Source organism: Novosphingobium sp. (assembly GCF_036803765.1).
GTDB lineage: Bacteria > Pseudomonadota > Alphaproteobacteria > Sphingomonadales > Sphingomonadaceae > Novosphingobium.
This window is the reverse complement of record NZ_DAIRTS010000003.1, coordinates 40,111-66,486: the sequence shown is the minus strand read 5'-3', so window position 1 is coordinate 66,486 and position 26,376 is coordinate 40,111. Positions and strand designations below refer to the sequence as shown.

The following is a 26,376-nucleotide window of genomic DNA, read 5'->3' as shown; positions in this document are numbered from 1 at the left end:
GCGCCAGAGTGAGAGGACGGCCGGGACGGGTTTGAGCCCGTCCGGTCGAGAGAGAGCGCCGGGCCGGCTCGTCCTGTCTCAGCTCTCCGAGGTCTCCATCATGGTTTACGCTTCACTTCCGGCCGCCGCCCCGGCGGTCTCGCGCCCCCTCGCGCCTGCGACGCCGCCCCCCGCCGCCGTGCTGGCCGCCGCCAAGCATCTCCTCCCTCATCTTGAGCGAGGCCGACCGGTCGATGCCGGAACGCTGCGCGCGGCCATGGAAGCAGCCTTCGGCGCGTCCGACGCTGCCGGCGCCTGGGATTGGAGGACGGCCTATGACGCCTGCGAGGTCGCGACGGTCCTCTTCCTGCGCAAATACGGAAAGGCGCTTTTCCGCAAAGCCGCTTCGCCGGCTTCATGCCTTTCCGGGCTGACCAAGATCGTCCACCTTCTGCCGACGCACACGCGTCGCTCCGAGGAAGCGCAGGCCTTTCAGCAATTCTCGACGCCGGTCCCGCTCGGTCTCGCCGCCCTGACCGCGGCATCGCTGACACCGACCGACCGCGTGCTGGAGCCTTCGGCCGGGACCGGCCTGCTCGCGATCCTCGCCGAGATCGCCGGCTCCGATCTCATCCTCAACGAGCTTGCCAAGACCCGCGCTGATCTCCTCACCTCGCTCTTTCCGGCCAGCCCGGTCACGCGCCTCGACGCCGCCCAGATCGACGATCACCTCGATCGGGCGGCCGTTCCCAGCGTCATCATCATGAACCCTCCATTTTCGGTGATGGCGAACGTCACCGGACGTGTCGCCGACGCCGCCTATCGCCATGTCGCCTCCGCCCTTGCGCGTCTCGCCGATGGCGGTCGCCTCGTCGCCATTACCGGCGCGAACTTCTCGCCCGATGCCCCTGCCTGGCGCGACGCCTTCATTCGGCTGCAGGAACGCGGGCGTGTCGTGTTCACGGCCGCCGTAGCGGGCTCGGTCTATGCCAAGCATGGCACGACCATCGAGACGCGCCTGACCGTCATCGACAAGGCGCCGGCCGAGGACGTCACGCGCTTTCCGGACTCTCCCGGCCTCGCGCCCGATGTCGCGACGTTGCTCGCATGGATCGACCAGCAGCTCCCGGCCCGGTTGCCGGTGTCGCTTCCTAAGACGATCGCCGAGGCGGCGGTCGCGCCGCGCACCGTGCGCGGCTATCTCGCCCGGGTCGCGTCCGCAGCGCCTGCGCGCCGCATCGCCCAACCTCAAGGCGTGCCCCTCGACTATGAGACCATCGACTGGATGCCGCCGGAGGGCGGTCGCCTCTCGGACTCGATCTATGAGACCTATGCGCTCCAGTCGATCCGCATTCCCGACGCGCAGCCACATCCCACCAAGCTGGTCCAATCTGCCGCGATGGCGTCGGTCGCTCCGCCGAAGCCGAGCTACCGGCCGCTGCTCCCCGCTCACATCGTCACGGACGGCGTGCTGTCCGACGCCCAGCTTGAGACGGTGATCTATGCGGGCGAGGCCCATGGCGAATATCTCGCCGGCGCTTGGACTGTGGACGAGACCTGCGATCTCGTCTCGGCCGCGCCGGACGACGCAGAAAACGCCGTCCGCTTCCGCAAAGGCTTCATGCTCGGCGATGGCACCGGCGCGGGCAAAGGCCGCCAGTCGGCCGGGATCATCCTCGACAACTGGCTCCAGGGTCGGCGCAAGGCAGTCTGGATCTCGAAGTCGGACAAGCTGCTCGAGGACGCCCAGCGCGACTGGTCCGCGCTCGGCATGGAACGGCTGCTGGTCACGCCGCTGTCGCGCTTCCCACAAGGCACGGTCATCCGTCTGGCGGAAGGCGTCCTTTTCACCACCTATGCCACGCTACGGTCCGACGACCGCGGCGATAAGCTTTCGCGCGTCAAACAGATCGTCGAATGGTTGGGCTCCGATTTCGACGGAGTGATCATTTTCGACGAGAGCCACGCCATGCAGAACGCCGGTGGCGGCAAGGGAGAACGGGGCGATGTCGCGCCTTCGCAGCAAGGCCGTGCCGGCTTGCGCCTTCAGCACGCACTGCCGAACGCGCGCGTCGTGTACGTCTCGGCAACCGGCGCGACCACGGTCCACAATCTCGCCTATGCCCAACGGCTCGGGCTCTGGGGTGGCGAGGATTTCCCCTTCGCCAATCGCGCCGAATTCATCGAGGCGGTCGAGAATGGCGGCGTCGCGGCCATGGAAGTGCTCGCCCGCGACCTGCGCGCGCTCGGCCTCTACACGGCTCGGTCGCTCTCCTATGACGGCGTCGAATACGAACTGGTCGAGCATCAGCTCACGCCCGAGCAGACCCGCATCTACGACGCCTATGCCGGCGCCTTCGCCATCATTCATAATCATCTCGATGCGGCGATGCAGGCCGCCAACATCACCGGCGACAGCGGCACGCTGAACCGGCAGGCAAAGTCGGCCGCACGCTCAGCCTTCGAGAGCGCGAAGCAGCGCTTCTTCGGCCATTTGCTGACCAGCATGAAGACCCCGACCTTGGTCCGCTCGATCGAGCAGGACCTGGCCGACGGCCATTCCGCCGTGATCCAGATCGTCTCGACCGGCGAAGCGCTGATGGAACGGCGTCTCGCCGAGATCCCAACCGAGGAATGGAACGACGTTCGGGTGGACATCACGCCCAGGGAATATGTCCTGGACTACCTCGCCCATTCCTTCCCCGTGCAGCTCTACGAGCCATTCACCGACAGCGAGGGCAATCTGTCGTCGCGTCCCGTTTATCGCGATGGTCAGCCTGTCGAGAGCCGGGAAGCCGTCGCCCGCCGCGACGAGCTGATCGAACGGCTCGCATCGCTTCCGCCTGTGCCCGGCGCCTTGGACCAGATCGTCCAGCGTTTCGGCACCGACATAGTCGCGGAGGTGACGGGCCGATCGCGCCGCGTGGTGCGCAAGGGCGACCGTCTTGCCGTCGAGAACCGCGCCGCCTCCGCAAATCTCGCCGAAGCTGCCGCGTTCATGGGTGACCAGAAGCGCGTGCTCGTGTTCTCGGACGCCGGCGGCACCGGGCGCAGCTATCACGCAGATCTTGCGGCGCGGAACCAGCGCCTGCGCGTCCACTATCTGCTCGAACCGGGCTGGAAAGCCGACGCCGCCATCCAGGGCCTTGGTCGGACCAACCGGACCGACCAGGCGCAGCCGCCGCTCTTCCGACCGATCGCGACCGACGTTAAGGCCGAAAAGCGCTTCCTATCGACCATCGCGCGCCGACTCGACACGCTCGGCGCGATCACGCAGGGCCAGCGCCAGACCGGCGGACAGGGCCTCTTCCGACCCGAGGACAATCTGGAATCGCACTATGCGCGCGATGCGCTGCGCCAGCTCTATGTCCTGCTGGTGCGTGGCAAAGTAGACGGCTGCTCGCTCGCCCGCTTCGAGACCGCCACCGGCCTGAAGCTGATGGACGACAACGGCATCAAGGACGAGCTGCCGCCGATCACCACTTTCCTCAACAGGCTCCTGGCGCTGACCATCGATCTGCAGGGCGTGCTCTTCACGGCCTTCGAGCAGCTCCTCACCGCCAAGATCGAGGGCGCGATTCGCAGCGGCGTCTACGATGTCGGGTTGGAGACGCTGCAGGCCGAGAGCTTCATCGTCACCGACAGCCAGGTGATCCATACGCATCCTGGCACGGGAGCCGAAACGCGGCTGCTGACCATCACCCGCCGGGAGCGCAATCGGCCGACGGCCTTGGCCGATGTACTCGGCCAGCTTTCCGATCCTCGGGCCCGGCTGCTGGTGAACGGTCGCTCCGGCCGCGCCGCCGTGCAGGTTCCTGCACCGTCGATGATGCTCGACGACGGCGAGATCGAGCGGCGCGTCTGCTTGATCCGGCCGATGGAGCAGCATTACGCGCCGCTGCGCATGATAGACGAAAGCCATTGGGAGGAAGCCGATCGCGCCGCTTTCGCAACCGCCTGGGATACCGAACTGGCCGAGGTGCCGGAGTTCTCCGACAGCACCATCCACATCGTCGTGGGCCTGTTGTTGCCGATCTGGAAGCGGCTGCCCAACGAGTCGACGCGGGTCTATCGGCTCCAGACCGATGACGGCGAGCGCATCATCGGTCGCCGCGTCTCGCCCGCCTGGGCGGCGAACGCTATGACGACGGGGCCCGCGTCGCTCACTCCGGAGCAGGCCTTCACCGGGCTGATAGACGGCACGACGACCCTCGATCTCGCCGAGGGCATGCAGTTGCGCCGCGCCCGCGTGATGGGGACCAACCGCATCGAGCTGTCGGGCTTCACCGATGCGATGCGCGATCGACTGGGGGCCTATGGCCTGTTCAGCGAGATCATCTCGTGGAAGCTGCGCTTCTTCGTGCCCGTCGATGCTTCCGGTCTCGCCATCCTCGCCAAGCTGCTCGACACCTTTCCCGTCGCACGCATCTCCGAGCGGGAGGCTGCGTGATGGCCCGGCAGGACGCTTCCGATCTTGCGCACAGTCTCGGCCGACAGGCCGAGGCGGTGTGCCGCCACTATCTGTCGAGCGGACGTCGCGAGGGCCGCTACTGGCTGGTCGGTGATGTGCGCAATACGCCCGGCCGCTCGATGTATGTCCGGCTCAAGGATTCGCCCAAAGGTGTTGCGGGCAAATGGACCGACGCCGCCACCGGCGAACACGGCGATCTCCTCGACGTCATTCGTGAAAGCTGCGGCCTGGTCGACTTCAAGGACGTCGCCGACGAGGCTCGGACCTTCCTCAGCATGCCACCACCCGCACCGGAGCCACGATTTCAGGAGCGCCAGCGGCCAGCACCAAGCGGCTCGCCGGAAGCAGCGCGACGTCTCATCGGCATGTCGCAGCCGATAACGGGCACAATCGTGCAAGCGTATTTACGAGAACGCGGCATTACGGATTTGCGCGGAACCGGAAACCTTCGCTTCCATCCACGCTGCTATTATCGGCCCGACGAGCACGCGCCGACCGAGACCTGGCCGGCGATGATCGCCGCTGTCACCGATCTCGACGGCAGGATCACGGGCGCGCACCGAACCTGGCTCGATCCCCGATCGCGTGACAAGGCGCCCATCGACACGCCGAGGCGAGCAATGGGCGACCTGCTCGGCAACGCCGTCCGCTTCGGGATCGGCGGCGAAGTGATGGCGGCCGGCGAAGGCATCGAGACCGTCCTGTCGCTCCGACAGGTCCTTCCCGACATGCCGATGCTGGCGGCGCTCTCGGCGGCGCATCTCGCTGCCATCCTGTTCCCCGATACGCTGCGACGGCTCTACATCGTGCGCGACAATGATCCGGCCGGCGACGGTGCGCGTGACAGCCTGATCGAACGGGCCAACGCCGTCGGGATCGAGGCGATCGTCATCTCGCCAGCGCTCGGCGACTTCAACGAGGATCTCCGCACCTTGGGCATCGAGCATCTCCGGCAGCAGTCGCGGATGCAGATCGCACCCCAGGACGTCGCAAGGTTCATGGCGCTGGCGGCATAGCCGGGCACGCGAGAGCGGCATTGAGACGGTGCGTCGTCGTGCTCGCAGATGCACCAACCGTCGGAGGGGACCGCGCCTCGGCCTTCGAGAGGGCGATCGGCCAGCAAACGGGCCCGCCCAGCAATGGCTGCGGCCGACGATTTTCCGGCGGCGCGTGCCGCGCCTTTCCATCGCGAGGCAAAATCGCCGGCCTTCGCCATCCTCCGCTGACGCTCCGGCCCTGCGCTGCGCGCCGGGTGCAGGGCTGGCCCGCCCGCCGGCTTTCGTCGCCATGAAGGCCGCGACGGTCGCGGTCCAACCGACGGAGCATCCCATGAGCGAGCACGACGACTTCGAACCGCATCACGCCTCATCTCCCACGGACCATGTCCTCACCGAGCTTCAGCTCCACGGCTACCGTCCCTTCGAGGATGAACCAGACCAGCGACTTCTCCCCGACGGCAATGCAGTCGCAGGCGCGATCGCCGACATCTTCGACGCCCTGATTGGGACGCTGGAGGACACTCGCCTCGAACCCGACCTCGACGATCTCCTGTGGTCGACGGTCAACGTCTTTCACCGCGCCACCGACCGGATCGCGCGCGAACTCGACGACAACGAGCAGGCGCAACGCCGCGGGCAGCGTGAACAGGACGGCAGCGAAGTGAAGGCAGTCGAACTCGAGCGCCATATCGCCGAGGGGCAGACGCTGATCGAACGTCAGAACGCCTTCGAGCTGATGCGCGACCAGGCGGCCGAACATTACGAGCGCCACGTCGGCAAGACCTGGCTTCCGCGCAGCGGGTCAAGGGTCAACCATCGCAATCTGACTTCGGCGATGATCGACAGCCGCGACTTCCTGGCCGCGAAGCGGCGCGCAGAGCAGACAATCCTCCTTCCGCCTGGTCCGAAGATCCTCGTTACCGGAGGGCTCGACTTCAACGATCACCGGCTGATCTGGGCCAAGCTCGACCAAGTTCACGAGAAGCACCCCGATATGGTGCTCATGCACGGCAAATCGCCGAAGGGCGCCGAGAAGATCGCCTCGCTCTGGGCGACGAACCGCAACGTGCCGCAGATCGGTTTCGCTCCCGACTGGACGAAGCACGGCCGCGCAGCGCCCTTCAAACGTAACGACGAGATGCTGGAAATCCTGCCCAAAGGCGTGATGCACTTCCCCGGCACGGGCATCAATGACAACCTTGCAGACAAGGCCAAGAAGCTCGGCATCCCGGTCTGGAAGTTCGGCGGCGCGTGAGCGCCGCCTGCCGCAAAACGGCTGAAACGCTGGATCGCACTGCGCAGCGTTCTACTTAAGCACTGAGCGGACAGCGAGGATTCGATGAGCACAATCACAGACGACGACTACAAAACCCATATGGCACCTATCGTCGCCGAGGGCTTTACACTCGATCCTCCCGGATTCGAACGTCTTTCGTCGTGGACGCATATGCTGATGCACCTCGTCAACGCGCGCACAAACTTCGAATGGGTGCGTGACCACCCGGTCGAACTCGCCGAAATGGAAAACTCGCTGCGCCAACAAGCATTCTTCGTCGCCGGGATCATGGCCTACTGCCGCTGCTATGCGTCGTCAGGATCGGGAATTCCGATGCTTGATGCGAAGAAGGTCTACGAGGGATCAGACGACGGAAAGCAGGTCCACGAACGTCTTATCGGCCTGCGCAATTCAATCGCCGCACACACCGACGCGTCGGACATCGTTCGCCTCACCCTCGCAGTGAAGGAGGAGCCCGAACGTCTTGTCATCCGGCACCTGTGGACGATGGCAGTCCCCGTCGACGAGATCGCCGACTTCTTGGAAGCTGTCGCTCACACCGAGCACTTCGTCACGATCAGCCTGAACAAATACTTGAACTGGCTCGAAAAGGACCGTGGCAAGACCATTGAACTCGACTGACGCTTTCCCGGTATCACCGCGGCTCCTGGCACGAAAACCACCCCCGCTTATCTGCGCTGATCCTTGGTCAGACTGATCGCCTGACGCCATCAACCCGTAAAGGGTCGGCTATGCGAGCATGCCGCCGCTTCGGCTGCGCCTGCGCGGTGATTGCAGCGTTCAGTCCGACACTTCGGGCGCCTGTCAGCGGGGGATGGTCCTCCGCTCAAACAGGAGCCGGATCGATGTCCCTCAACGACGCGCACGCCTTCGCCTTCAGCCTCGCCACCACCCTGATGGCCGCCATCATCATCTTCCAGGCCGGCGACGGCACCCTCTCGGTGACGCCCGCCAGCGAATACGACGGCGACATGGCCGCGATCGTCCATGAGATCGATCCCTTCGCCCCATAACCGGGGCGAACCGGCGCCGCCGCGCGGAAGTCGCACGCGATTTCCGCTCCCGGCGCAGCCGATTTTCAGCTATAGTTCGAGCGCGCCGTGGTGGTGGTGGAGGCGCAACCGTCAGACCTTTTCTCACGGAGACCACCACCATGATCATTCTCGCAATATTCGCATCCCTTGCAGCCATCGGCCTGCTCTGCTGGCTGCTGTTCACGCTGGCCGTCTTCGCGCTGCCGGCGTTCGTCGGCGTGACCGCGGGCGCCTGGGCGCACGGCACCGGCGCCGGCATCCCGGGCGCGGTCCTTGTCGGCGCTGTCGCGGCCGCCATCACGCTGGCGGCCGGTCATTTGCTGCTCACCTTCGTCCGGCCCATGTGGCTCAAGCTGATCGTCGCCGCCGCCTTCGTCGTCCCGGCGGCGATCGCCGGCTTCCATGCCTCCCATGGCATCGTGAAGCACCTCATGCCGTCCGACGCTTGGCAAATCGCATTCTCCGTCATCGGCGCGACCGCGGTCGGCATTACCGCGTTCGTTCGGGTCGCTGGAATGGCGGCGGCTCCGGCCCCGTCCGACCGGGATCTCGCGCGCGCCTGATCTCCGTCATCGCCGTTAGGAGGATCAGGGCAGTCGTTGTCGCGGTCTCTCCCGTCGTCTCATGTCGAGTGATTGGCGCATGGGCACGGATCAACGCTCGTCCGGAAAGGCGGTCCTCTCTGGAGCGCTGCGGGAGCTGAGCCGTATCTTGGCGAGCACCGGACATCGGGCGCGGCGATCTCCATCGTGGCGGCGGGAAGCCAAGATGCAGCAGCGTCGCCTGGCGGGAGGAGACGAAGCCGGTGAGCCGCCATGCGGCCGGTCTGCCGGTGCGGGATGGCCGCCATCTTCTCCGTTTTTTGACCCTTCCTCGACCGCTCCGAACGGCCTCTTCAATGGCCTGATCTGGCCGAAGGCCGGCTGCGCCTCGATCGCCTATGACGCAACAGCCGCGTCAAACTTTCTTCCCCTGCCGGCTGCGCCGCCATTCCTCGCGCGCCAAGAAAGCCCTCCTTGGCTGTCAGGCCCCTGACGGGGTGCGCCGTCGATCGCCTCCGGCCTGCCGATCGCCATCGAGGCCGCAATGGTGCGGGCTCGGGAACGGAAAACGGAGACTTACAATGGCGACCATCGGCACCTTCAAGAAGACCGGCTCGAACGAGTTCACCGGCGAAATCGTCACCCTCAGCGTCCAGGCCAAGAACGTTCGCATCGTCCCCGACCAGCGCGCCACCGGCGAGAACGCTCCCAGCCACCGGGTCCTGGTCGGCCGCGCCGAAATCGGCGCCGCCTGGTCCAAGCGCTCCAACGAAGGCCGCGACTATCTGGGCCTCAAGCTCGACGATCCGAGCTTCAACGCCCCCATCTACGCCAACCTCTTCGACGACGAGGAAGGCGACACCTTCTCGCTGATCTGGTCCCGTCCCAACGGGCGGCGCGGCGACTGAGACCCCGCGCAAGGCCCCGGCCGGAAGGCCGGGGCCTTGGCTATGCGGCGACCGAATCAGTTGCGGCGTTTAGCGGTCTCATTGAGCCCAAAGAGGGATTTCCGACTGGAAGAGCATGCCGAGAGCGACTATTATAGTCGTAGTTTTGGCGTGCGCGTAGGTCCGTGTGGGAGGTGATCATGCATGATCACCGCCCGACAATCACGGGCCGCACGCGCGTTACTGGGTTGGACACAGGAGACGCTCGCTGACAAGGCCCGGGTATCGCTGACCGCGCTCAAGCGCCTCGAATCCGCAGGCGGCCTCGAGGTGTATGAGAGCACACGCGACGAAGTCCGGCGCGCGTTCGAGCAGGGCGGGATCGTCTTCCTGAACTCTGACCAGGGCGTGGGAGTGATGCTTGTCGATAGGAAGAAGAGAGGCTGACGCATCGGCGCGGGTTCAGACCGCCCGGTCGCCCTGCGACGGCGTCGCCGGTAGGCAATGCCTTCAAAACAGCGTTAACAATTCCCTTCAAAATGGATACATCCTTCGTCGGGGGATGCCGTGACCAAGGAAGACTTTCTGGACCAGCCGCCCGGCGGCGCCGCTCTGACAGCCTACGACCAGGCGCATCTAAAGCTCTATCTGCGCCTGCTCGACGCGGAGGCCGAAGGCGCGGACTGGAAAGAGGTCGTGGAAGTGCTGTTCGGAATCTGTGCCAAATCCGAACCGGAACGGGCCGCGCGCGTCCACACCTCCCATCTCGCCCGGGCAAAATGGATGACCGAGAACGGCTTCGGCGAGCTCCTTGGGCCTCGTCTTCATTGAGGTGATGCAGAACCTGCATCACGTTGATCCGACTTCGTTCTTCCCAGCAAATATTCAACTTGGAATCGTGACGTCCGCGCAACTCGCGTCGCAGCAACATCACGCGGAGGCGGTGGAGGATGTCCGAAGATGAAAATTGGCGGTCGCAGGCCGCCTACGACTATGTCGATGACCTGACGCCCAGCGAACTGGCCTGGGAGTTCCTGCGGCGGAATCCCGACTACAGACAATCCTACTATCAGTTACTGTCCAGCGGCCGTCTGACCGAAGAGACGGCGCAGGAATTCGCCCAGCAATGGGGGTTACGATTTCGCGGCCGACCCTCGCAACTCGGCACTCGTGCAGCCGATCTTCTGGACCCCGCAAACCGATCCCGCCACGCTTCCGTTCACTCCCGGGCCCACCCCGGCAGGAAATATCAGTGTTAGCGCTGACGATCTGCGCGCCCGCGCCGTCTTCCAACATGATGCAGGCCTGATCCGGATCGCGGTCCACGGCGACCCATACGATATCGCGCTCCCAGACATCGATGATGGCCGTCCCTTAGGCGCCTTCGTCATGTTCGACGAACTGACGCCGGATCGATTGAGCGCGATCGAGCGCCTCTGGCAGGCGATGTTCGGCAAGCGCCTGCTGCCCGACCCGCGAATGACGCCACAAAGACGACAACGCGCGCGCCAGATGCTCCGCGCCGTCGATGCGCGACACGCCGGCGCCATCTATCGCGTCGTCGCCGAGCATCTCTTCCCGCAGCACAAAATCGACGCGGCGTCCTGGGTCGGCGACCCGATCCGGGAAATCACCATCCGTCTCGCCCGCGACGGCATGAAACTCGTTCGCGGCGGCTATCGGACATTGCTGCGCCGGCCACGCCGCGACCGCTGATACCAGCCCACGTGTCGATCTTAGCCGCCTTACTTCGACATCGTCGGAGGCGCCGTCTTCGCGCCACCGTGCTCGCAACCCGCCGCTCGTTCGCAGCGGCCGCCCGCGAGACCACGGAGGTTCGATCATGGCCGAAAAAGCCGCCAATCTACCGCCACGCTACCTGAGAACGCAGGAAGCCGCCCGCTTCCTCGGCCTCTCCGAGCGCACTCTTGAGAAGCACCGGACCTACGGAACGGGACCGATCTATCGCAAGCTTGGCGGCCGCGTCGTCTACTCCGTCGAGGACCTGCAGAGCTGGGCGGATCGTGGCCTCGTCACCTCGACCTCCGATCCGCGCGGCGGGACGGTCTTGCCGGCCAAACGCCAACCCGCCCCCGCCGCCGCCACTGGCGGCCGCTTTCCGCGCTGAGGTCGGCCGCCCATGTCGTCCCGCCACGACCATCGCGACGAGCGCGCGCAGCTCGATCTGTTCCGGGCGCTGCCCGGCGATCTCGCGCCGCGCGATGCGCAGGATCTGATGGCCTACCCATTCTTCTCGCTCGCCAAGTCGAAGCGCCTGACGCCCATCGACTTCAAGGCGGGCTCGGTGAAGATACGCGTGGAAGCCGTGCCCGAGCACGGCATGGCCACGATCTGGGACGCGGACGTCCTCATCTGGGCCGCCTCGCAGATTGTCGAGGCGCGCGACGTCGGCTTGCACCCGTCGCGCCTGATGGCGACCACCCCCTATGAGATCCTGAACTTCATCGGCCGCGGCGTCAGCTTACGCGACTACGACCGTCTCAAGGCCGCGCTCGACCGGCTGCAATCAACCACGGTGGCGACCTCGATCCGCCAGCCGACCGAGCGGCGCATGCACCGCTTCTCCTGGATCAACGAATGGAAGGAACGCGCCGATCACCGCGGCCGTCCGCTCGGCCTCGAGCTGATCGTGCCGGACTGGTTCTACGGCGCCGTCCTCGACGACGCGCTCGTGCTGACGATCGACCGCAGCTATTTCGGACTGACGGGCGGGCTGGAGCGCTGGCTCTACCGGCTGGTGCGCAAGCATGGCGGCAAACAGGAGTTCGGCTGGAGCTTCGATTTCCCGCATCTCCACGCCAAGTCGGGCAGCCTCTCGCCACTCAAGCACTTCGCCTACGACCTGCGCGACATCGTGCGCCGCCAGCCGCTGCCAGGCTACCGGCTGACCGTCGAGCAATGCCTTGGCGGCCCGGAAATCCTCTCCTTCGCACCCACTGATCCGGACGCGCTCGGCATCCCGCGCCGCCGTCGCCGTCCGGCAACCCGGCCTGTGGATAAGCTGTGAATCGCCTCGTGCTATCAGGGACCGGCACTATCGTGCCATCGGGGACCGGACTCTCGTGCTATCGGGGACCGGAATCGCCGATTCCTCGCGCTGAATCAGCTGCTTGCGAGTCCTCTAACTTATCTAACTTAGATTCCTTCGGAATCTTTCTAACGGAACCGGCTTTTTCGCGCCGTGTGGACGAGTCCTCTTTTCCCGGGAGACCGTCATGATCGTCGCGCTGCTCAATCAGAAGGGCGGCGTGGGCAAGACGACGCTCGCTCTGCATCTCGCCGGCGAATGGGCTCGGCATGGCAAGCGCGTCACGGTGATCGACGCCGATCCCCAGGGCTCGGCGCTCGACTGGTCCCAGCAGCGCAGCCGGGAGGGGCTGGAGCGGCTGTTCGGTGTCGTCGGCCTCGCGCGCGACACCCTGCATCGCGAGGCGCCGGAGCTCGCCCGGGACGCCGATCACGTCGTCATCGACGGGCCGCCGCGCGTCGCCGGGCTGATGCGCTCGGCACTGCTCGCCGCCGATCTCGTGTTGATCCCCGTCCAGCCCTCGCCGCTCGATGGCTGGGCCTCGGCTGAGATGCTCGCGTTGCTCGGCGAGGCGCGCATCTATCGGCCTCAGCTCGCCGCCCGCTTCGTGCTGAACCGCTGCGCCGCGCGCACGGTGCTCGCCCGCGAAACCGCTGAGACGCTCGCGGATCACGACCCGCCATTGCTCGCCACCACGATCGGCCAACGCATCGTCTTCGCCGATGTCGTGCAGACCGGCCGGATCGCCGCCGAGCAGGACGAAGATTGTCCGGGTGCGCGCGAGATCGCCGCTCTCGCCGCCGAAGTGGCGAGGATCGGCGCATGAGCGAACGGTTCCCCAAGCGCAGCTTCGCATCCCGGCCGGCCGATCCGGAGAGCTGGATCAAGGCGCCCGATCCTCAGACGCAGCGCGTGCAGCCTGCCGAGGAATTCTCGGCTCGGCTGACGATCGATGTCACCGCCGACATGCGCGGCCGCATCAAGATCGCCGCCTTCCGGCGCGGCCAGACCGTCGCCGACATGCTGCGCGCGCTGTTCGAACGCGAATTTCCACCACCGTCAGGAGAAGGATCATGACTGGCCTTGCCGCATCCGGGCGCGCCGGCCGCGCTCCCGTCGCACTGCCGCCAGACGATCTGACCCAAGTCGAGCTCGTCTGGATCGAGAAGCAGATCGAGCATTGGATCCGCTTCGGCCGCGAGGTCCGCGAACAGGTCCTCGATCGCCGCCGCCGGCTCCTCTTCTTTCCTCCCGGCAGCATCTTCGCGCTCGTGCGCTGGGCCGCGAACGAGCACGGCACCGTGCTGTCCCGGCTCGACATCGTGCGCGCAGTCGGTTCCGGCGAAACCTGCCAGACGATCCCGACCGTGACGCCCGGCGGCGACATCCTGCTGCGCGTCGATGGCTGGCCGAAGGTCGAACGCGCGCTCCAGCTCATCGATGCGATCGAGGCGATCGACATCGATCCCGTCGAGGCATCCCCTGATCATTGGAGGCACGTCCACAACCGCCTGACCGCCGGCGAGACGCCACGCGCCTATACGGTGGCGCGTCACCGCGCCTTCCTCCTGGCGCGGAGGATCGGCGCATGACCCGGCTCGGCTACGCCATCACGACCGCCGCCGCCGTGTCGTTGCTCGGCGTCATCTCGGCCGCGTCCTTCACGCCGAAGCTGATCTGGAACGCCTCGGCCAGCACGCCGATCGGCCTCTATGCGATCGAGCCGGAGCGGTCTGCGGTGGTCACCGATCTGGTCGCCGTGCGCGCGCCCGAGCCGCTGGCGAGCTTCCTCGCCGATGGCGGCTACCTGCCACGGGGCGTGCCGCTGATGAAGCGCATCGCAGCGCGTCCGGGGCAGCGGGTGTGCAGGACCGGCCTCGCCATCACCGTCGATGGTGTGCCGATGGGCAAGGCGCTGGAGCGCGACCGCCGGGGTAACCCGCTGCCCGTCTGGCAGGGCTGCCGCGTCGTCGCCAATGGCGAGCTGTTCCTGATGAACTGGGAAGTCCGCGACAGCCTCGACGGCCGCTACTTCGGACCCCTGCCTGCCGCCGCCGTGATCGGCCGGGCGATCCCTCTCTACACCGACGAGGACGGCGATGGCCGCTTCGTCTGGCGCGCGCCGACGCGGTGACGGCGTGCCCATTCCCAACCTCACCGCAATCCTATGGAGGCAATCATGTCCCTGATCGGTCAATTCACCCGCGACGATGGCGGCTTCATCGGTCATTTGGAAACACTCCTGCTGCACCAGGACATCATCATCATCCCGGCCGAGCCGTCCGATGCCGAGAATGCGCCGGACTTCCGCGTGCACGTCTTCGACGGAATGAACAACGAACCGCGCGCGGAGATCGGCGCGGGTTGGAAGCGCACGGGCGAGAAGGCCGGAGACTACGTCGCGCTGCAGCTCGACGATCCGTCTTTCGTGCAGCCGATCCGTGCCAACCTGTTTCAGTCGGCCGACGACAAATCCGCATGGGGTCTGCACTGGAACCGCCCGCCCAAGCGCAGTGAGCGGGACTGAACGATGTCGGCTCGTCGCCTTCGCGCTGCCGCCGGACAGTTCGCCACCGTCCGGCCCACAGCCCTCCTTCTCCTTTCCGGCCTGGCTCTCGCGATGCCGCTCACCGCCCTCGCTCAGGCACGGGATACGCCAGCGGAGCGGACATCTCCGGCCGATCCCTATGCCGGCTATATCAGCGAGGCGGCGCAGCGCTTCGGCGTGCCCGAAGCCTGGATACGCGCCGTGATGCACGTCGAGAGTCGCGGGGACGTGCGCGCGGTCTCGCCCAAGGGTGCGATCGGCCTGATGCAGATCATGCCTGCCACCTGGGCGGAGCTGCGCGCCCGACATGGTCTTGGCAACGATCCCTATGACCCGCGCGACAACATCCTGGCGGGCGCCGCCTTTCTGCGCGAGATGCACGACCGCTACGGTTCGCCCGGCTTTCTGGCGGCCTACAATGCCGGTCCCGGCCGCTATGAGGCATATCGCGCGACGGGCCGCCAACTGCCGGCCGAAACGCGCGCCTATGTCGCCGCCCTCGTGCCGATGATCGACAGCGGCAATGTCGCCGCTCCCGTCACGGTGGCGGTCGCTGATCCGCTCGCCTGGACGCGCGCGCCGCTGTTCATTGCCCAGGCCGACAGCAGCTCGGGTGCAGATCGGCGGCGGAGCGAGGACGATCCGCCCGCACCGTCGTCGCGCGCGCTTGATCGCGATATTGCGCCCGCTGATCCGCAAACCGGAGGCTTGTTCGCCACTCGGACGGCCAGCGCGGCGCCGCGATGAGGGTCTTCGCACTCCCTGCGGCGGTATCGGGGTCTGGCGTGGATTTGGCGTCAGAAGTGGGAAGAGCAGTCACCACAACCGCACGATGGCAGGATAAAGGGCCGCGATGTGCGGCCTTGTGCGGTTGTGGTTTTTCAAGGGGTTATGGCGCGTTTGCGCGAGGTATGCCTGATCGGCACAGCCTGCGCGCGCGGCGCTTTCCCAACGATTTCCTGAGCTTCGCGCGATGTGCGGGGCAGCGCCCATGAGCGCCGAGGACGATTTCCGCATCCGGCCAGGCCGCATCCGTTCGACGCGCGCCCAGCAGGCCAGACCCTTCATCGCGCAGGCGCTCGCTGCCGCCCAGAAGGCCGGCGGCGCGGTATCGCGGCAAGGAAGGATCGGGCCCGGCAACCGCTCGCGCTTCGGCCGCGGTCAGCGCGCGGCGGTGCAGGCCAATCGGCTGCTGACCGCCCGCTCGCGTGGCGCCGTCGTCAAGGCCCGCGTCGTGCGCCAGGGTGGACGCAACGCGCCGCTCGGCACCCACCTCAATTATCTGCGCCGCGAAGGCGTGACCCGGGATGGTGAGAAGGCCCGGCTATTCGGTCCCGGCGGGGATGACGCCGATCCCAAGGCTTTCGCAGAGCGGTGCGAGGATGACCGCCACCATTTCCGTTTCATCGTGTCGCCCGACGACGCGATGGAGATGGCCGACCTCAAAGGGTTCACCCGCGAGCTGGTCGGTCAGATGGAGAAGGATCTCGGCAGCAGGCTCGACTGGGTCGCTGTCGATCACTGGAACACCGAGCATCCCCATATCCATCTGATCGTGCGCGGCGTGCGAGATGACGGCGAGAACCTCGTCATCTCCCGCGACTACATCAAGGAGGGCATGCGCGACCGGGCGCGCGATCTCATCACGCAGGAGCTGGGGCCGCGAACCGATCAGGAAATCCGTCGCACCATCGAGCGCCAGGTCGAGTCCGAGCGCTGGACCAATCTCGACCGCCAACTCGCGCGCGACGCCTACAGGACCGGCGTCGTCGATCTCGCCCCGCATTCCGACCGCCAGCCGGATGAATTCCACGCCCTCAAAGTCGGGCGGCTGCGCAAGCTCAAAGGCCTCGGCCTCGCCGACGAGATCGGTCCCGGCCAATGGACGATCTCGGAGAAGGCGGAGGCGACGCTGCGCGAGCTCGGCGAGCGCGGCGACATCATCAAGCGCATGCACCGCGCGCTGACCGATCGCGGCATAGAGCGCGGCGCGGCAAGCTATGTCCTCGCCGGCGAAAGCCTGAACGACCCCGTCGTCGGCCGACTGGTAGAGCGTGGCCTCGACGACGAGCTCAAGGGCACGGCCTATGCGGTAGTGGACGGGGTCGATGGCCGAACCCACCACATCAAGCTTCCCGACCTCGAGGCCGCCGGCGACAGCGCGCCGGGCTCGATCGTCGAGCTGCGCAAGTTCGACGATGCGCGAGGGCAGCGGCGCGTCGCGCTTGCCGTCCGTTCGGACCTCGACATCTCCGCCCAGGTTACCGCGACCGGCGCGACCTGGCTCGACCGGCAGGCGATCGCCCGCGAGCCGGTGGCGCTTGGTGGTGGCGGGTTCGGCGCCGAGGTGCGCGACGCGATGGACCGCCGCGCCGAACATCTGATCGATCAGCGCCTGGCCGAGCGCCACGGCCGCAGCGTCATCTTCTCCCGCAACCTCATCGACACGCTGCGTCAGCGCGAGGTCGAAGCGACGGCTGAGAAGCTCGCGGCCGAGACCGGACGTCCGTTCGCCAAGGCGGAAACGGGGGAATATGTCGCCGGCGTCTATCGGCAGCGCATCGCGCTCGCCTCAGGCCGTTTCGCCATGATCGACGACGGCCTCGGTTTCCAGCTCGTGCCCTGGTCGCCGTCTCTCGAAAAGCACCTTGGCCAGCAAGTCTCCGGCGTCGCCCGCGGCGATGGCGGGGTCGACTGGAGTTTTGGCCGCAAACGCGGCCTCGGCCTGTAGCCCGTAATCAAGAAAGGACCCCGCCATGTCGGCGACCAAAATCCTCTGGGGCCAGATCCTCACCGTCTTCATGGTCGTGCTGTTCACGACATGGGCGGCCACGGAGTGGACGGCCTATCGTCTTGGCTTCCAGGCGCAGCTCGGCCCCGCATGGTTCGATCTGGTCGGCTGGCCGATCTACTACCCGTGGTCCTTCTTCCCGTGGTGGTACTTCTACGACGCCTATGCCCCGCCGATCTTCGTCGAGGGCGCCTATATCGCCGCGTCCGGCGGATTCATCTCGATCGCCGTCGCCATCGGCATGTCAGTGTGGCGCGCGCGCGAGGCGAAGAACGTCGAGACCTACGGTTCGGCACGATGGGCGCGGGACGAGGAAGTGAAAGCAGCCGGCCTGCTTGGTCCCGACGGCGTCGTGCTCGGCAAGCTCGATCGCGACTATCTGCGCCATGATGGGCCAGAGCATGTGCTCTGCTTCGCGCCGACCCGCTCTGGCAAGGGCGTCGGCCTCGTGGTGCCTTCGCTGCTGACCTGGCCGGGCTCGGCCATCGTCCATGACATCAAGGGCGAGAACTGGACGCTGACGGCGGGCTTCCGCTCGCGCCACGGCCGGGTGCTGCTGTTCGACCCGACCAATCCGAAATCGGCCGCGTACAATCCGCTGCTGGAAGTCCGGAAAGGGGAATGGGAGGTCCGCGACGTTCAGAACATCGCCGACATCCTGGTCGATCCGGAGGGCTCGCTGGAGAAGCGAAATCACTGGGAGAAAACGAGCCATGCACTGCTGGTCGGCGCGATCCTCCATGTCCTCTATGCCGAGGCAGACAAGACGCTCGCCGGCGTCGGCGCCTTCCTCTCCGATCCCAAGCGGCCGATCGAATCGACCCTGGCCGCGATGATGAAGACCGCGCATCTGGGCGAAGCCGGCCCGCACCCCGTCATCGCCAGCGCCGCGCGCGAGCTGCTGAACAAGTCGGACAATGAGCGGTCCGGCGTGCTCTCGACAGCCATGTCGTTCCTTGGCCTCTACCGTGATCCCGTCGTCGCCGAGGTGACCCGGCGCTGCGATTGGCGCATCGCCGATATCGTCGGCGGCAAGCACCCGTTCACGCTCTACCTCGTGGTGCCACCCTCCGACATCAACCGGACCAAGCCGCTGATCCGCCTGATCCTCAATCAGGTCGGCCGGCGCCTGACCGAGGATCTGCAGGCGAAGGGCGGGCGGCACCGGCTGCTGCTCATGCTGGACGAGTTTCCGGCGCTCGGGCGGCTCGACTTCTTCGAGAGCGCGCTCGCCTTCATGGCCGGTTACGGCCTGAAGAGCTTCCTGATCGCCCAGTCGCTCAATCAGATCGAGAAGGCATACGGGCCCAACAATTCGATCCTCGACAATTGCCATGTCCGCGTCAGCTTCGCGACCAATGACGAACGGACCGCCAAACGAGTGTCGGATGCGCTCGGCACCGCCACCGAAATGCGGGCCATGAAGAACTATGCCGGGCATCGGCTTTCGCCCTGGCTCGGCCACATGATGGTGTCGCGCTCGGAAACAGCCAGGCAACTGCTCACGCCCGGCGAGATCATGCAGCTTCCGCCGTCCGATGAAATCGTCATGGTCGCGGGAACGCCGCCGATCCGCGCCGAGAAGGCCCGATACTACGAGGATCGCAGGTTTCAGGAACGGATTCTGCCACCGCCCGCGATCACGAAGCCGACCGGAGCATCGACCGACGACTGGAGCAAGCTGGCCTTGCCGCCTTCGCCGCAGGCGCTCACGGCAGGGACGAGAGCCAATCCAGATGAGGAGGGCACGACCGAATCCGAACGTCGCCGCCAGCCCGAGCTCAGCCGCGTGCAGCCGAACGCGAAGGTGGCGCCGATCGAGAACGAATTCGAGATCGACCCAGCGGACGATGCCGATGATGACGCCGCGCGCCTCAGTCGCATGAACCAAAACATGCGACAGGTCGCCCGCCAGGCCTCGCTCGATCCTGGCGACGGCATCGAGTTGTAGGAGATTTTCCATGACAAAATCTCCGAAAAAGCAGCGCTTGTCGGTCTATCTTGAGCCCGATGTGATGAAGACGCTTGCCGCGCATGCCGCACGTCGCGGCCACTCGTTATCGCTGGTCGCCGAAGCCGGCATCGCGTCCTTCCTGTCGCCCGACGCCGCGGAACGCCAGGAGGCGGCGATCACCAAGCGGCTCGACCAGATCGACCGGCGCATGGCCCGCATGGAGCGCGACGTCGGTATCTCCGTCGAGACTTTGGCCATCTTCGTCCGCTTCTGGCTGACCACGACGCCTGCGCTTCCCGAGCCTGCCGCTCAGGCCGCTCGCGCCAAGGCCGCCGAGCGGTACGAGGCCTTCATCGCGGCTCTGGGTCGGCGGCTCGCGAACGGGCCGAAGCTCAGGCAGGAGATTTCCGAGGAGGTTGAGCCTACCGGGCAATCAGAATAGGCGGCACTCGCGCGTCCGTATGTACGGCGAGCAGCTCAAGCAACCGCATCAGGGCCGGGTTGCGATTGTTCGGTTGCCAAGCCGCGCGCCAAGTGACGGTCTCACCAACAGGATCGATGGGCCGAAATTTCACCCCGGGATAGCCAACCCCGATGGTGGAGCTTGCGACAACGGTCAGTCCATATCCCTTGCCCACCATATTGAGCAGGTTCTCGCGACCGACTCCCTGCACAGAAATCTTGGGGTGGAAACCTAGATTGGACGCCTGACGGATGACGATCCCTTCGACCTCCGGCCCGTGGCAGCCAGCGGTGATGAGGAAGATCTCGTCGCGAAGATCCTCCCAGGAGACGCGCGGGACCGCGGCTAACGGATGGTCTGTCGACACGGCAACATAGAGTGTCTCAACCCAAAAGTGTCGTACTTCACAACCGGGCGGGCTCCGAGTGCCTGGAATGAACGCCACATCGAGGCGTCTGTTCATCACCCCTGCCGCATTCGCCTGCAACGTCGCCTCCTCGATTTTGACATGGATCCTTGGATACCGACCGCGATAGGCTTCGATCAGCTCTCCCAGCGGTCCCTGTGCGAGCGAGCCCATAATGCCGATCCTCAATTCGCCCTCGTCGCCTCGCCGCAGCGTCGCCATTCCACTGATGGCCTGACGAAGAGATTCAGCGCCGACGGCCGCATCACGTATGAACAGCTCTCCCCAAAGCGTTGGCCGCGTGCCCGTCCTGTCACGCTCGAAGATTTGCGCGCCAATCCTCCGCTCGAGCAACTGAACGCGCCGGCTAACGGTGGACTGGGAGAGGTTCAGCATGTCGGCCGCCCGGCGAAAACTGCCACACTCGGCGACGACGAGTGCGTACTGGAGGTAGCGCAGATCGAACGCGAGATCCGGCATCTTACCAGCACACCTCTATCACCGTCTGCAACGCCTGCGAACTTAGAGCGCCGAGTACGTTGGGCAGATTGATGGCGACGCGCACGCTACATCCCGGCATAGATCGCTTGGGAAAGGTCAGCAGGAAACCGGCCGCCGGGTGACTGGCCCTCCAGCCCCGAATTCGTGAAGGCGACGACCGTGAGCTTGTTCGTCCGGTCGACTGACCACGAATGCCCATAGGCCCCGCCCAGCCGCCATGTTCCGGGCGGCTCCGGGAAGCCTGCCGCCACGGGATTGCGCATAATGCTGAAGCCGAGACCGAAACCACGGCCCGGCCAGGGCGCGAGGTCCATGCCGACGGCGTGGTCGACTGTCATCTCCTCCAGTAATGGCGTCGGCAGCAGCGGAGCGCCGCCGTTGCGGAGCGTCTCGAGGAGGCGGAGCAGATCGCCAGCCGTGCCGATCATGCCGGCACCGCCGGACGGAAAGGCGTTCGCGTTGAAGGCCCGCGTCGGCGAGAGGCGCAAGCCTTCGACCCCCTCCCACAGGGGCACGATCTCCAACTCGTTCATGCGGCGTAAGCCGGCCGGATCGCCCGTATAGGCGGCTGCCAGGCGATCGGCACCTGTCAGCATGAAGCCGGTATCGACAACGCCGAGCGGCTCGGTGACGAGATCGCGCACCGCCTTGTCCAGCGGCAGGCCGGCCGCGTGCTCGATCACTGCGCCGAGCACGTCGGTCGCCAGCGAGTAATTCCAAGACGTGCCCGGCGTGAAGAGCAGCGGCACCGTGCCGATACGGCGGACATTTTCGTCGAGTGTGAGGCCCGACAGGTCCATGCCGTCCGAGACGCCCGCCCGGTGATAGGGACCGTCCGGCGCTTCGAGAAATCCATAGCCCAGACCCGCGGTGTGGCTGAGGAGCTGCCGGATAGTGATGTCAGGCATCGTACCGTCCGGTGCAGGCGGCTTGAAATCCGCAAGCCAGGTCGTCACCGGAGCGTCGAGCGCCAGCTTGCCTTGATGCACCAGCACCAAGGCCGCGACGGAAACATAGGGTTTGGAGACGGACGACAGACGAAACAGCGTGTCGATCCGCATCGGCCGTTCCGCCTCGCGATCGGCGAGGCCAGCGGCGCGGGCGTACACCGTCTCGCCATCGCGGGCGATGAGCACCACGGCCCCAGGGATGCGCTGTTCGGCAATCGCCGTGTCGACGACGTGATCGACACGCGCAGAGAGCGTTGCGATATCCGGAAGGCGCTCCGGCGATGAAGGGTGGGCGGTGACTTGCGGCATAAGCGCCTCCTGTACGGATGTTTGATGTTTCGAATTAAGATCGGCGCGTGGCCGGGAACCCGTGGGTTCGCGAAGCCCAAGCCACCACAAAGGCCGCCAGCAGCAGCACGACCAGCGCCAAAGGGAACGCGCGGACCCCGAAGCTTTCGAGCAGCAAGCCGCCGACGATGCCTCCGCCCGCGATGGCCGTGTTCCAGACCGTGACGAGCATGGACTGCGCGACATCGGCGGCGTCGCCTGCCGTTTTCGCCAATGCCGTCTGAAAGAGCGTCGCGGCGCCCCCGAAGGCGAGGCCCCATGCCGCGACCGCGCCATAGATCACGGCAGGGACATCACCCCAGATACCGAGGGCCAGAGCCGATAGGCCGAAGAGTGCCGTGCTGGAGAGGGTCAACGTCCTCAGCCAGTGGTCGATCAGGACGCCGACGATCCAGATGCCGATGAGGGAGGTCACGCCGAAGACCAGCAGGACGAGATCGGTCCGCTCGCTCATGCGGGCCTGGCCGAGAAAGGGCGCGATATAGGTGTAGAGGATGTTGTGGGCGAGCACGAAGGCGAGCGTGACGAACAGAACCGGGCGGATGCCGGGCATGGTGAAGACAGCGTCGAGCCGCTGCCTCCTGCCCGCCGCCTGGCCGGGAAAGTCCGGCACCTTGGTAAGCACCCAGACGATCAGGATCAGCGTCAGCACGCTCATGATGCCGAAACAGGCGCGCCAGCCGATGGCCGCGCCCAGGAACGTGCCTGCGGGCACCCCGAGCGACAGAGCCAGCGGCGTGCCGACCATGGCGACCGCGATGGCACGTCCCTGCAGATGCTCCGGCACCATGCGCGCGGCGTAGCCGGCGAGCAGCGCCCAGAGCAGCCCCGCCGAAACGCCCGCGAAGAAACGGGCCACCATCGTCAGCGTGTAGCTGCCTGACACAGCTGTCACGCTGTTGGCGACCGCAAATCCGGCGATGGCGGCAAGCAGTAGCGGCCGCCGCCGCATCCCTTGCGAGGCAGCGGTCAGCGGGATGGCGGCGACCAGCGAGCCGATGGCGTAGACGGTGACAAGTTGCCCAACCAGTGCCTCGGATACCACGAGGCTTTCACCGATCTGCGGCAACAGGCCGGCCGGCAGAGCCTCGGTCAGGATGGTGATAAAACCGGCCATGGCGAGCGCCAGCAGTCCAGCCATGGGAAGTCGCGCCGGTCGGACATCATCCTTCTGCGCTTCGTCGATCGTCTTCGTCTCGGTGCTGATCGTCATGCGTCCGCCTGTCCAGAGATGCGGCGGGCAGGCGCGCGCCAGGATCGGCGGCAACGCCGGTCCCCGGCTAAAGCTTTGGCAGCCATAATAAATCGATTGGATATAGATGATAATGCGGCTATAATTCAAAAAACACAGGACATTTTTGTCCGCAATCACGATGAGACGAATGGATAGTCTCGGTTCGCTCAACGCCTTCGTTCAAGCGGCGGAGGCCCGCAGCTTCACGCTCGCCGGACGCCAGTTGGGCGTGTCTCCATCGGCGATCGGCAAGGCGATTGCGCGCCTGGAAGAGCGATTGAATGTGCGTCTGTTCCATCGTTCCACCCGCACAATCACGCTGACGCCGGAGGGCACGCTGTTTCTCGAACGCTGCCGGCGCATCTTCTGCGAGATTGAGGCGGCCGAACTGGAGCTGTCGCAGACGCAAGGCGCGCCGCGCGGCAAGCTGAGGGTCAGCCTGCCGCTCGTCGGCATGCTGATGATGCCCACGCTGACCGCCTTCATGCGCACCTGGCCGGAGATCGAACTGGATCTCGATTTCACCGATCGGCTGGTCGATGTGATCGACGAGGGCTTTGACGCCGTGGTGCGCACCGGGGAGATGAGCGACTCACGGCTGATGATGCGGGTGCCGGGCGCCTATCATCACCAGATCGTGGCGGCGCCCGATTATCTCGACCAACGCGGCACACCCCGGATGCCTGACGATCTCCTATCGCACGTCTGCCTTCACCACCGTTATCCGACCACCGGCAAGCTCGAACGCTGGCCGCTGAAACGCGGTCGCAAGGATCTAGACATCGTACTTCCCCACTCGGCCATCGCGAACAATATCGAGCCGCTGATCCATATGGCCGAACAGGGCATCGGCATCGCCTGCCTGCCGGATTTCGCCGTGCGCCAACAGATTGAAGAGGGGCGACTGGTGGCTGTCCTCACCGATCATGTCCAGAACGCGTGTGCCTTTCGGATTCTCTGGCCATCCAGCCGTCAGATCTCCCCCAAACTGCGCGTCTTCGTGGACTTCATGGCTCAGAACCTGTTCGCAGGGCGGTCTGCGGGCCTGTGACCACCGAGGGAGGTGGTGAGAGCCTCTTCCGTGTCGATCAGCGTCACGGTCTTTAACCAGATTGCGACCGCTCGGGAGATTCGGTGAGGACTTCAGTTGAGCGACTTAGCCTGAACCCAAGTCCTCGCAAGCACACCGCTACTCCGCCGTTTCCCTGTCTTTGTACGCCACAGTACGACGACCACATTTCGGCTGTTGTCACGCCCTGAATTCTGCCTCTTCTACTCATCCCCGATCCAGGGCCGCATGTCGCGAGCCCGCACAAGGACGGGGACGACGTGGCGGCCACTCACCAGAAATCGGAGGCGATCCTTCGCGGCGCGCGCATGCTGCGCACGGCCCTTGGGCCCGCGATCGCCCAGTTTCTGGAAGATCCGCTTGTTGTCGAGGTGATGCTCAACCCCGACGGGCGGCTCTGGATCGACCGCCTCTCCGAAGGACTCTCCGACACGGGTGAGCGGCTTTCGTCGGCGGACGGCGAACGCATCGTCCGTCTCGTCGCGCACCATGTCGGCGCCGAGGTTCATCCAGGCAGCCCGCGCGTTTCTGCCGAGCTGCCGGAAACGGGAGAGCGGTTCGAGGGGCTTCTGCCCCCCGTTGTCGCCGCGCCGGCCTTCGCGATTCGCAAGCCGGCCGTCGCCGTCTTCACGCTCGACGACTATGTCGCGGCCGGCATCATGGCCGCCGAACAGGCTGAGGCGCTACGGTTCGCCGTCGCCGAGCGCCGCAATATCCTGGTCGCGGGCGGCACCTCGACCGGCAAGACCACGCTCACCAACGCGCTGCTGGCCGAGGTGTCGAAAACCTCGGACCGCGTGGTGCTGATCGAGGACACGCGCGAGCTGCAATGCGCCGCTCCGAACCTCGTCGCCATGCGCACGAAGGACGGCGTCGTCTCGCTCTCCGATCTCGTGCGCTCCTCGCTGCGCCTGCGCCCCGACCGCATCCCGATCGGCGAGGTGCGCGGCGCCGAAGCGCTCGATCTGCTCAAGGCCTGGGGCACCGGACATCCCGGCGGCATCGGCACCATTCACGCCGGCACGGCGATCGGCGCGCTCCGCCGCCTCGAGCAGCTCATCCAGGAAGCCGTCGTGACCGTCCCGCGCGCCCTGATCGCGGAGACCATCGATCTGGTCGCCGTGTTGTCGGGCCGCGGCGCCTCGCGCCGGCTCGCCGAGCTCGCTCGCGTCGAAGGCCTCGGCCCCGACGGCGACTACCGCGTCATCCCCGCCAGCCAGCATCGAACAGGAGATCAGTCGTGATTCAACAAGCCATGCGTATTCGCCGTGCCGTGACGGCAGCCTCCGTCACCTTTCTAAGTTTGGTGCTCGCACCCGCTGCCCACGCGTCGGGTTCGTCGATGCCCTGGGAGCAGCCGCTGCAGCAGATCCTGCAGTCAATCGAGGGTCCGGTCGCCAAGATCATCGCGGTGATCATCATCATCGTCACCGGCCTCACGCTTGCCTTCGGCGACACTTCGGGGGGCTTTCGCAGGCTCATCCAGATCGTCTTCGGCCTGTCGATCGCCTTTGCCGCGTCCAGCTTCTTCCTGTCCTTCTTCTCGTTCGGCGGCGGGGCGCTGGTCTGATGGCGACCTCGGCCGAGACCGTGAGCGAGGTGCCGGGCTTCTCGGTCCCGGTCCATCGCGCACTGACCGAGCACATCCTGCTCGGCGGTGCGCCGCGCTCGATCGCGATCCTCAACGGGACGCTGGCGGCGGCGCTCGGCCTTGGCCTGCGCCTCTGGCTGGTCGGTCTCGGACTTTGGGCGATCGGCCACTTCGCCGCTGTTTGGGCCGCCAAACGCGATCCCCAGTTCGTCGACGTGGTGCGCCGGCATCTCCGCGTCCCCGGCCATCTCTCGGTCTGAGGCC

Annotated in this window: 29 protein-coding genes; 26 read left to right on the top strand and 3 right to left on the bottom strand. The window is 66.0% G+C overall.

The genetic code is table 11. The features are described 5' to 3' along the window. The first annotated feature begins 100 nt into the window (after positions 1-100). The 22 genes from V7Q48_RS02620 to V7Q48_RS02515 all read left to right on the top strand — a co-directional run bounded on the left by V7Q48_RS02620 (position 101) and on the right by V7Q48_RS02515 (position 19,992). On the top strand, positions 101-4,429 hold the full coding sequence (locus V7Q48_RS02620) for a strawberry notch family protein (protein WP_333836095.1): 4,329 nt from the start codon (positions 101-103) through the stop codon (positions 4,427-4,429). After that, positions 4,429-5,466 carry a DUF7146 domain-containing protein gene (locus V7Q48_RS02615; RefSeq protein WP_333836094.1) on the top strand — a complete coding sequence of 346 codons (1,038 nt, stop codon included), beginning with the start codon at positions 4,429-4,431 and terminating at the stop codon, positions 5,464-5,466. The genes V7Q48_RS02620 and V7Q48_RS02615 overlap by 1 nt, the downstream gene beginning before the upstream one ends. Before the next feature lie 313 nt (positions 5,467-5,779). Continuing rightward, positions 5,780-6,703: a DUF2493 domain-containing protein gene (locus tag V7Q48_RS02610; protein ID WP_333836283.1), complete on the top strand. Its 924-nt coding sequence runs from the start codon at positions 5,780-5,782 to the stop codon at positions 6,701-6,703. Between the two features lie 84 nt (positions 6,704-6,787). Beyond that, positions 6,788-7,366: a hypothetical protein gene (locus V7Q48_RS02605; RefSeq protein ID WP_333836093.1), complete on the top strand. Its 579-nt coding sequence runs from the start codon at positions 6,788-6,790 to the stop codon at positions 7,364-7,366. A 224-nt stretch (positions 7,367-7,590) separates the two neighbouring features. Continuing rightward, positions 7,591-7,758, top strand: a complete 168-nt coding sequence (locus tag V7Q48_RS02600) for a hypothetical protein (RefSeq protein WP_164714525.1) — start codon at positions 7,591-7,593, stop codon at positions 7,756-7,758. A gap of 140 nt (positions 7,759-7,898) precedes the next feature. Next, on the top strand, positions 7,899-8,342 hold the full coding sequence (locus tag V7Q48_RS02595) for a hypothetical protein (RefSeq protein WP_333836092.1): 444 nt from the start codon (positions 7,899-7,901) through the stop codon (positions 8,340-8,342). 560 nt (positions 8,343-8,902) lie between these two features. After that, the gene (locus V7Q48_RS02590; RefSeq protein ID WP_102959702.1) at positions 8,903-9,229 is read left to right on the top strand and encodes a DUF736 domain-containing protein; all 327 of its coding nucleotides are present in this window, start codon (positions 8,903-8,905) and stop codon (positions 9,227-9,229) included. Between the two features lie 183 nt (positions 9,230-9,412). Continuing rightward, a complete protein-coding gene (locus tag V7Q48_RS02585; RefSeq protein ID WP_333836090.1) occupies positions 9,413-9,655 on the top strand; it encodes a helix-turn-helix domain-containing protein in 243 nt (80 codons plus the stop codon). A gap of 120 nt (positions 9,656-9,775) precedes the next feature. Beyond that, a complete protein-coding gene (locus tag V7Q48_RS02580) occupies positions 9,776-10,039 on the top strand; it encodes a DNA -binding domain-containing protein (protein WP_333836089.1) in 264 nt (87 codons plus the stop codon). A gap of 119 nt (positions 10,040-10,158) precedes the next feature. Further along, positions 10,159-10,467, top strand: a complete 309-nt coding sequence (locus tag V7Q48_RS02575) for a transcriptional regulator domain-containing protein (RefSeq protein WP_333836088.1) — start codon at positions 10,159-10,161, stop codon at positions 10,465-10,467. Positions 10,468-10,597: 130 nt separating this feature from the next. Next, positions 10,598-10,924: a DUF2285 domain-containing protein gene (locus tag V7Q48_RS02570; protein WP_333836087.1), complete on the top strand. Its 327-nt coding sequence runs from the start codon at positions 10,598-10,600 to the stop codon at positions 10,922-10,924. A gap of 127 nt (positions 10,925-11,051) precedes the next feature. Further along, positions 11,052-11,336 carry a helix-turn-helix transcriptional regulator gene (locus V7Q48_RS02565; RefSeq protein ID WP_333836085.1) on the top strand — a complete coding sequence of 95 codons (285 nt, stop codon included), beginning with the start codon at positions 11,052-11,054 and terminating at the stop codon, positions 11,334-11,336. Between the two features lie 12 nt (positions 11,337-11,348). Then, complete coding sequence (locus V7Q48_RS02560; RefSeq protein WP_333836084.1) at positions 11,349-12,236, top strand: replication initiator protein A; 888 nt, start codon at positions 11,349-11,351, stop codon at positions 12,234-12,236. 208 nt (positions 12,237-12,444) lie between these two features. Then, positions 12,445-13,083 (top strand): ParA family partition ATPase, encoded by a 639-nt coding sequence (parA, locus tag V7Q48_RS02555; protein WP_333836082.1) that lies wholly within the window; start codon positions 12,445-12,447, stop codon positions 13,081-13,083. Next, positions 13,080-13,334, top strand: coding sequence for a hypothetical protein (locus V7Q48_RS02550; protein WP_333836081.1), 255 nt, complete (start codon positions 13,080-13,082; stop codon positions 13,332-13,334). Before parA ends, V7Q48_RS02550 begins: the two co-directional genes overlap by 4 nt. Continuing rightward, entirely contained in the window at positions 13,331-13,849 is a 519-nt protein-coding gene (locus V7Q48_RS02545; RefSeq protein WP_333836079.1) for a DUF2840 domain-containing protein, read from the top strand. Before V7Q48_RS02550 ends, V7Q48_RS02545 begins: the two co-directional genes overlap by 4 nt. Then, a complete protein-coding gene (locus V7Q48_RS02540) occupies positions 13,846-14,391 on the top strand; it encodes a S26 family signal peptidase (protein ID WP_333836078.1) in 546 nt (181 codons plus the stop codon). The genes V7Q48_RS02545 and V7Q48_RS02540 overlap by 4 nt, the downstream gene beginning before the upstream one ends. Before the next feature lie 45 nt (positions 14,392-14,436). Next, positions 14,437-14,784, top strand: a complete 348-nt coding sequence (locus V7Q48_RS02535; RefSeq protein WP_333836282.1) for a DUF736 domain-containing protein — start codon at positions 14,437-14,439, stop codon at positions 14,782-14,784. Between the two features lie 93 nt (positions 14,785-14,877). Then, entirely contained in the window at positions 14,878-15,552 is a 675-nt protein-coding gene (locus V7Q48_RS02530) for a lytic transglycosylase domain-containing protein (protein ID WP_442947080.1), read from the top strand. Positions 15,553-15,796: 244 nt separating this feature from the next. After that, positions 15,797-17,536: a relaxase/mobilization nuclease domain-containing protein gene (locus tag V7Q48_RS02525; protein WP_333836076.1), complete on the top strand. Its 1,740-nt coding sequence runs from the start codon at positions 15,797-15,799 to the stop codon at positions 17,534-17,536. A gap of 25 nt (positions 17,537-17,561) precedes the next feature. Further along, positions 17,562-19,547 (top strand): conjugal transfer protein TraG, encoded by a 1,986-nt coding sequence (locus V7Q48_RS02520; protein WP_333836075.1) that lies wholly within the window; start codon positions 17,562-17,564, stop codon positions 19,545-19,547. A 10-nt stretch (positions 19,548-19,557) separates the two neighbouring features. After that, the gene (locus V7Q48_RS02515) at positions 19,558-19,992 is read left to right on the top strand and encodes a CopG family transcriptional regulator (RefSeq protein ID WP_333836074.1); all 435 of its coding nucleotides are present in this window, start codon (positions 19,558-19,560) and stop codon (positions 19,990-19,992) included. Here the strand turns inward: V7Q48_RS02515 and V7Q48_RS02510 are convergent. From V7Q48_RS02510 to V7Q48_RS02500, 3 genes are all read right to left on the bottom strand, one after another. Then, a complete protein-coding gene (locus tag V7Q48_RS02510; RefSeq protein WP_333836073.1) occupies positions 19,973-20,899 on the bottom strand; it encodes a LysR family transcriptional regulator in 927 nt (308 codons plus the stop codon). The two genes, V7Q48_RS02515 and V7Q48_RS02510, sit on opposite strands and share 20 nt — an antisense overlap. Positions 20,900-20,985: 86 nt before the next feature. Beyond that, entirely contained in the window at positions 20,986-22,179 is a 1,194-nt protein-coding gene (locus tag V7Q48_RS02505) for a serine hydrolase domain-containing protein (protein WP_333836072.1), read from the bottom strand. 34 nt (positions 22,180-22,213) lie between these two features. Then, entirely contained in the window at positions 22,214-23,431 is a 1,218-nt protein-coding gene (locus V7Q48_RS02500) for an MFS transporter (RefSeq protein ID WP_333836071.1), read from the bottom strand. 169 nt (positions 23,432-23,600) lie between these two features. On the opposite strand from V7Q48_RS02500, the gene V7Q48_RS02495 reads away from it, so the two are divergent. The 4 genes from V7Q48_RS02495 (at position 23,601) to V7Q48_RS02480 (ending at position 26,372) form a co-directional block, all read left to right on the top strand. After that, entirely contained in the window at positions 23,601-24,503 is a 903-nt protein-coding gene (locus tag V7Q48_RS02495; protein WP_333836069.1) for a LysR family transcriptional regulator, read from the top strand. 278 nt (positions 24,504-24,781) lie between these two features. Further along, complete coding sequence (gene trbB, locus V7Q48_RS02490; RefSeq protein WP_333836068.1) at positions 24,782-25,765, top strand: P-type conjugative transfer ATPase TrbB; 984 nt, start codon at positions 24,782-24,784, stop codon at positions 25,763-25,765. A gap of 11 nt (positions 25,766-25,776) precedes the next feature. After that, the gene (locus tag V7Q48_RS02485; RefSeq protein WP_442947083.1) at positions 25,777-26,091 is read left to right on the top strand and encodes a TrbC/VirB2 family protein; all 315 of its coding nucleotides are present in this window, start codon (positions 25,777-25,779) and stop codon (positions 26,089-26,091) included. After that, positions 26,091-26,372, top strand: coding sequence for a VirB3 family type IV secretion system protein (locus V7Q48_RS02480; RefSeq protein WP_333836066.1), 282 nt, complete (start codon positions 26,091-26,093; stop codon positions 26,370-26,372). Before V7Q48_RS02485 ends, V7Q48_RS02480 begins: the two co-directional genes overlap by 1 nt. The last annotated feature ends 4 nt before the right edge of the window (positions 26,373-26,376 follow it).

Excerpts from the sequence above, each read along its gene's own strand:
- V7Q48_RS02620 (WP_333836095.1), top strand. The coding sequence starts at position 101 with ATGGTTTACGCTTCACTTCCGGCCGCCGCCCCGGCGGTCTCGCGCCCC.
- V7Q48_RS02615 (WP_333836094.1), top strand. The coding sequence starts at position 4,429 with ATGGCCCGGCAGGACGCTTCCGATCTTGCGCACAGTCTCGGCCGACAG.
- V7Q48_RS02610 (WP_333836283.1), top strand. The coding sequence starts at position 5,780 with ATGAGCGAGCACGACGACTTCGAACCGCATCACGCCTCATCTCCCACG.
- V7Q48_RS02605 (WP_333836093.1), top strand. The coding sequence starts at position 6,788 with ATGAGCACAATCACAGACGACGACTACAAAACCCATATGGCACCTATC.
- V7Q48_RS02600 (WP_164714525.1), top strand. The coding sequence starts at position 7,591 with ATGTCCCTCAACGACGCGCACGCCTTCGCCTTCAGCCTCGCCACCACC.
- V7Q48_RS02595 (WP_333836092.1), top strand. The coding sequence starts at position 7,899 with ATGATCATTCTCGCAATATTCGCATCCCTTGCAGCCATCGGCCTGCTC.
- V7Q48_RS02590 (WP_102959702.1), top strand. The coding sequence starts at position 8,903 with ATGGCGACCATCGGCACCTTCAAGAAGACCGGCTCGAACGAGTTCACC.
- V7Q48_RS02585 (WP_333836090.1), top strand. The coding sequence starts at position 9,413 with ATGATCACCGCCCGACAATCACGGGCCGCACGCGCGTTACTGGGTTGG.
- V7Q48_RS02575 (WP_333836088.1), top strand. The coding sequence starts at position 10,159 with ATGTCCGAAGATGAAAATTGGCGGTCGCAGGCCGCCTACGACTATGTC.
- V7Q48_RS02570 (WP_333836087.1), top strand. The coding sequence starts at position 10,598 with ATGTTCGACGAACTGACGCCGGATCGATTGAGCGCGATCGAGCGCCTC.
- V7Q48_RS02565 (WP_333836085.1), top strand. The coding sequence starts at position 11,052 with ATGGCCGAAAAAGCCGCCAATCTACCGCCACGCTACCTGAGAACGCAG.
- V7Q48_RS02560 (WP_333836084.1), top strand. The coding sequence starts at position 11,349 with ATGTCGTCCCGCCACGACCATCGCGACGAGCGCGCGCAGCTCGATCTG.
- parA (WP_333836082.1), top strand. The coding sequence starts at position 12,445 with ATGATCGTCGCGCTGCTCAATCAGAAGGGCGGCGTGGGCAAGACGACG.
- V7Q48_RS02550 (WP_333836081.1), top strand. The coding sequence starts at position 13,080 with ATGAGCGAACGGTTCCCCAAGCGCAGCTTCGCATCCCGGCCGGCCGAT.
- V7Q48_RS02545 (WP_333836079.1), top strand. The coding sequence starts at position 13,331 with ATGACTGGCCTTGCCGCATCCGGGCGCGCCGGCCGCGCTCCCGTCGCA.
- V7Q48_RS02540 (WP_333836078.1), top strand. The coding sequence starts at position 13,846 with ATGACCCGGCTCGGCTACGCCATCACGACCGCCGCCGCCGTGTCGTTG.
- V7Q48_RS02535 (WP_333836282.1), top strand. The coding sequence starts at position 14,437 with ATGTCCCTGATCGGTCAATTCACCCGCGACGATGGCGGCTTCATCGGT.
- V7Q48_RS02530 (WP_442947080.1), top strand. The coding sequence starts at position 14,878 with ATGCCGCTCACCGCCCTCGCTCAGGCACGGGATACGCCAGCGGAGCGG.
- V7Q48_RS02525 (WP_333836076.1), top strand. The coding sequence starts at position 15,797 with ATGAGCGCCGAGGACGATTTCCGCATCCGGCCAGGCCGCATCCGTTCG.
- V7Q48_RS02520 (WP_333836075.1), top strand. The coding sequence starts at position 17,562 with ATGTCGGCGACCAAAATCCTCTGGGGCCAGATCCTCACCGTCTTCATG.
- V7Q48_RS02515 (WP_333836074.1), top strand. The coding sequence starts at position 19,558 with ATGACAAAATCTCCGAAAAAGCAGCGCTTGTCGGTCTATCTTGAGCCC.
- V7Q48_RS02510 (WP_333836073.1), bottom strand. The coding sequence starts at position 20,899 with ATGCCGGATCTCGCGTTCGATCTGCGCTACCTCCAGTACGCACTCGTC.
- V7Q48_RS02505 (WP_333836072.1), bottom strand. The coding sequence starts at position 22,179 with ATGCCGCAAGTCACCGCCCACCCTTCATCGCCGGAGCGCCTTCCGGAT.
- V7Q48_RS02500 (WP_333836071.1), bottom strand. The coding sequence starts at position 23,431 with ATGACGATCAGCACCGAGACGAAGACGATCGACGAAGCGCAGAAGGAT.
- V7Q48_RS02495 (WP_333836069.1), top strand. The coding sequence starts at position 23,601 with ATGGATAGTCTCGGTTCGCTCAACGCCTTCGTTCAAGCGGCGGAGGCC.
- V7Q48_RS02485 (WP_442947083.1), top strand. The coding sequence starts at position 25,777 with ATGCGTATTCGCCGTGCCGTGACGGCAGCCTCCGTCACCTTTCTAAGT.
- V7Q48_RS02480 (WP_333836066.1), top strand. The coding sequence starts at position 26,091 with ATGGCGACCTCGGCCGAGACCGTGAGCGAGGTGCCGGGCTTCTCGGTC.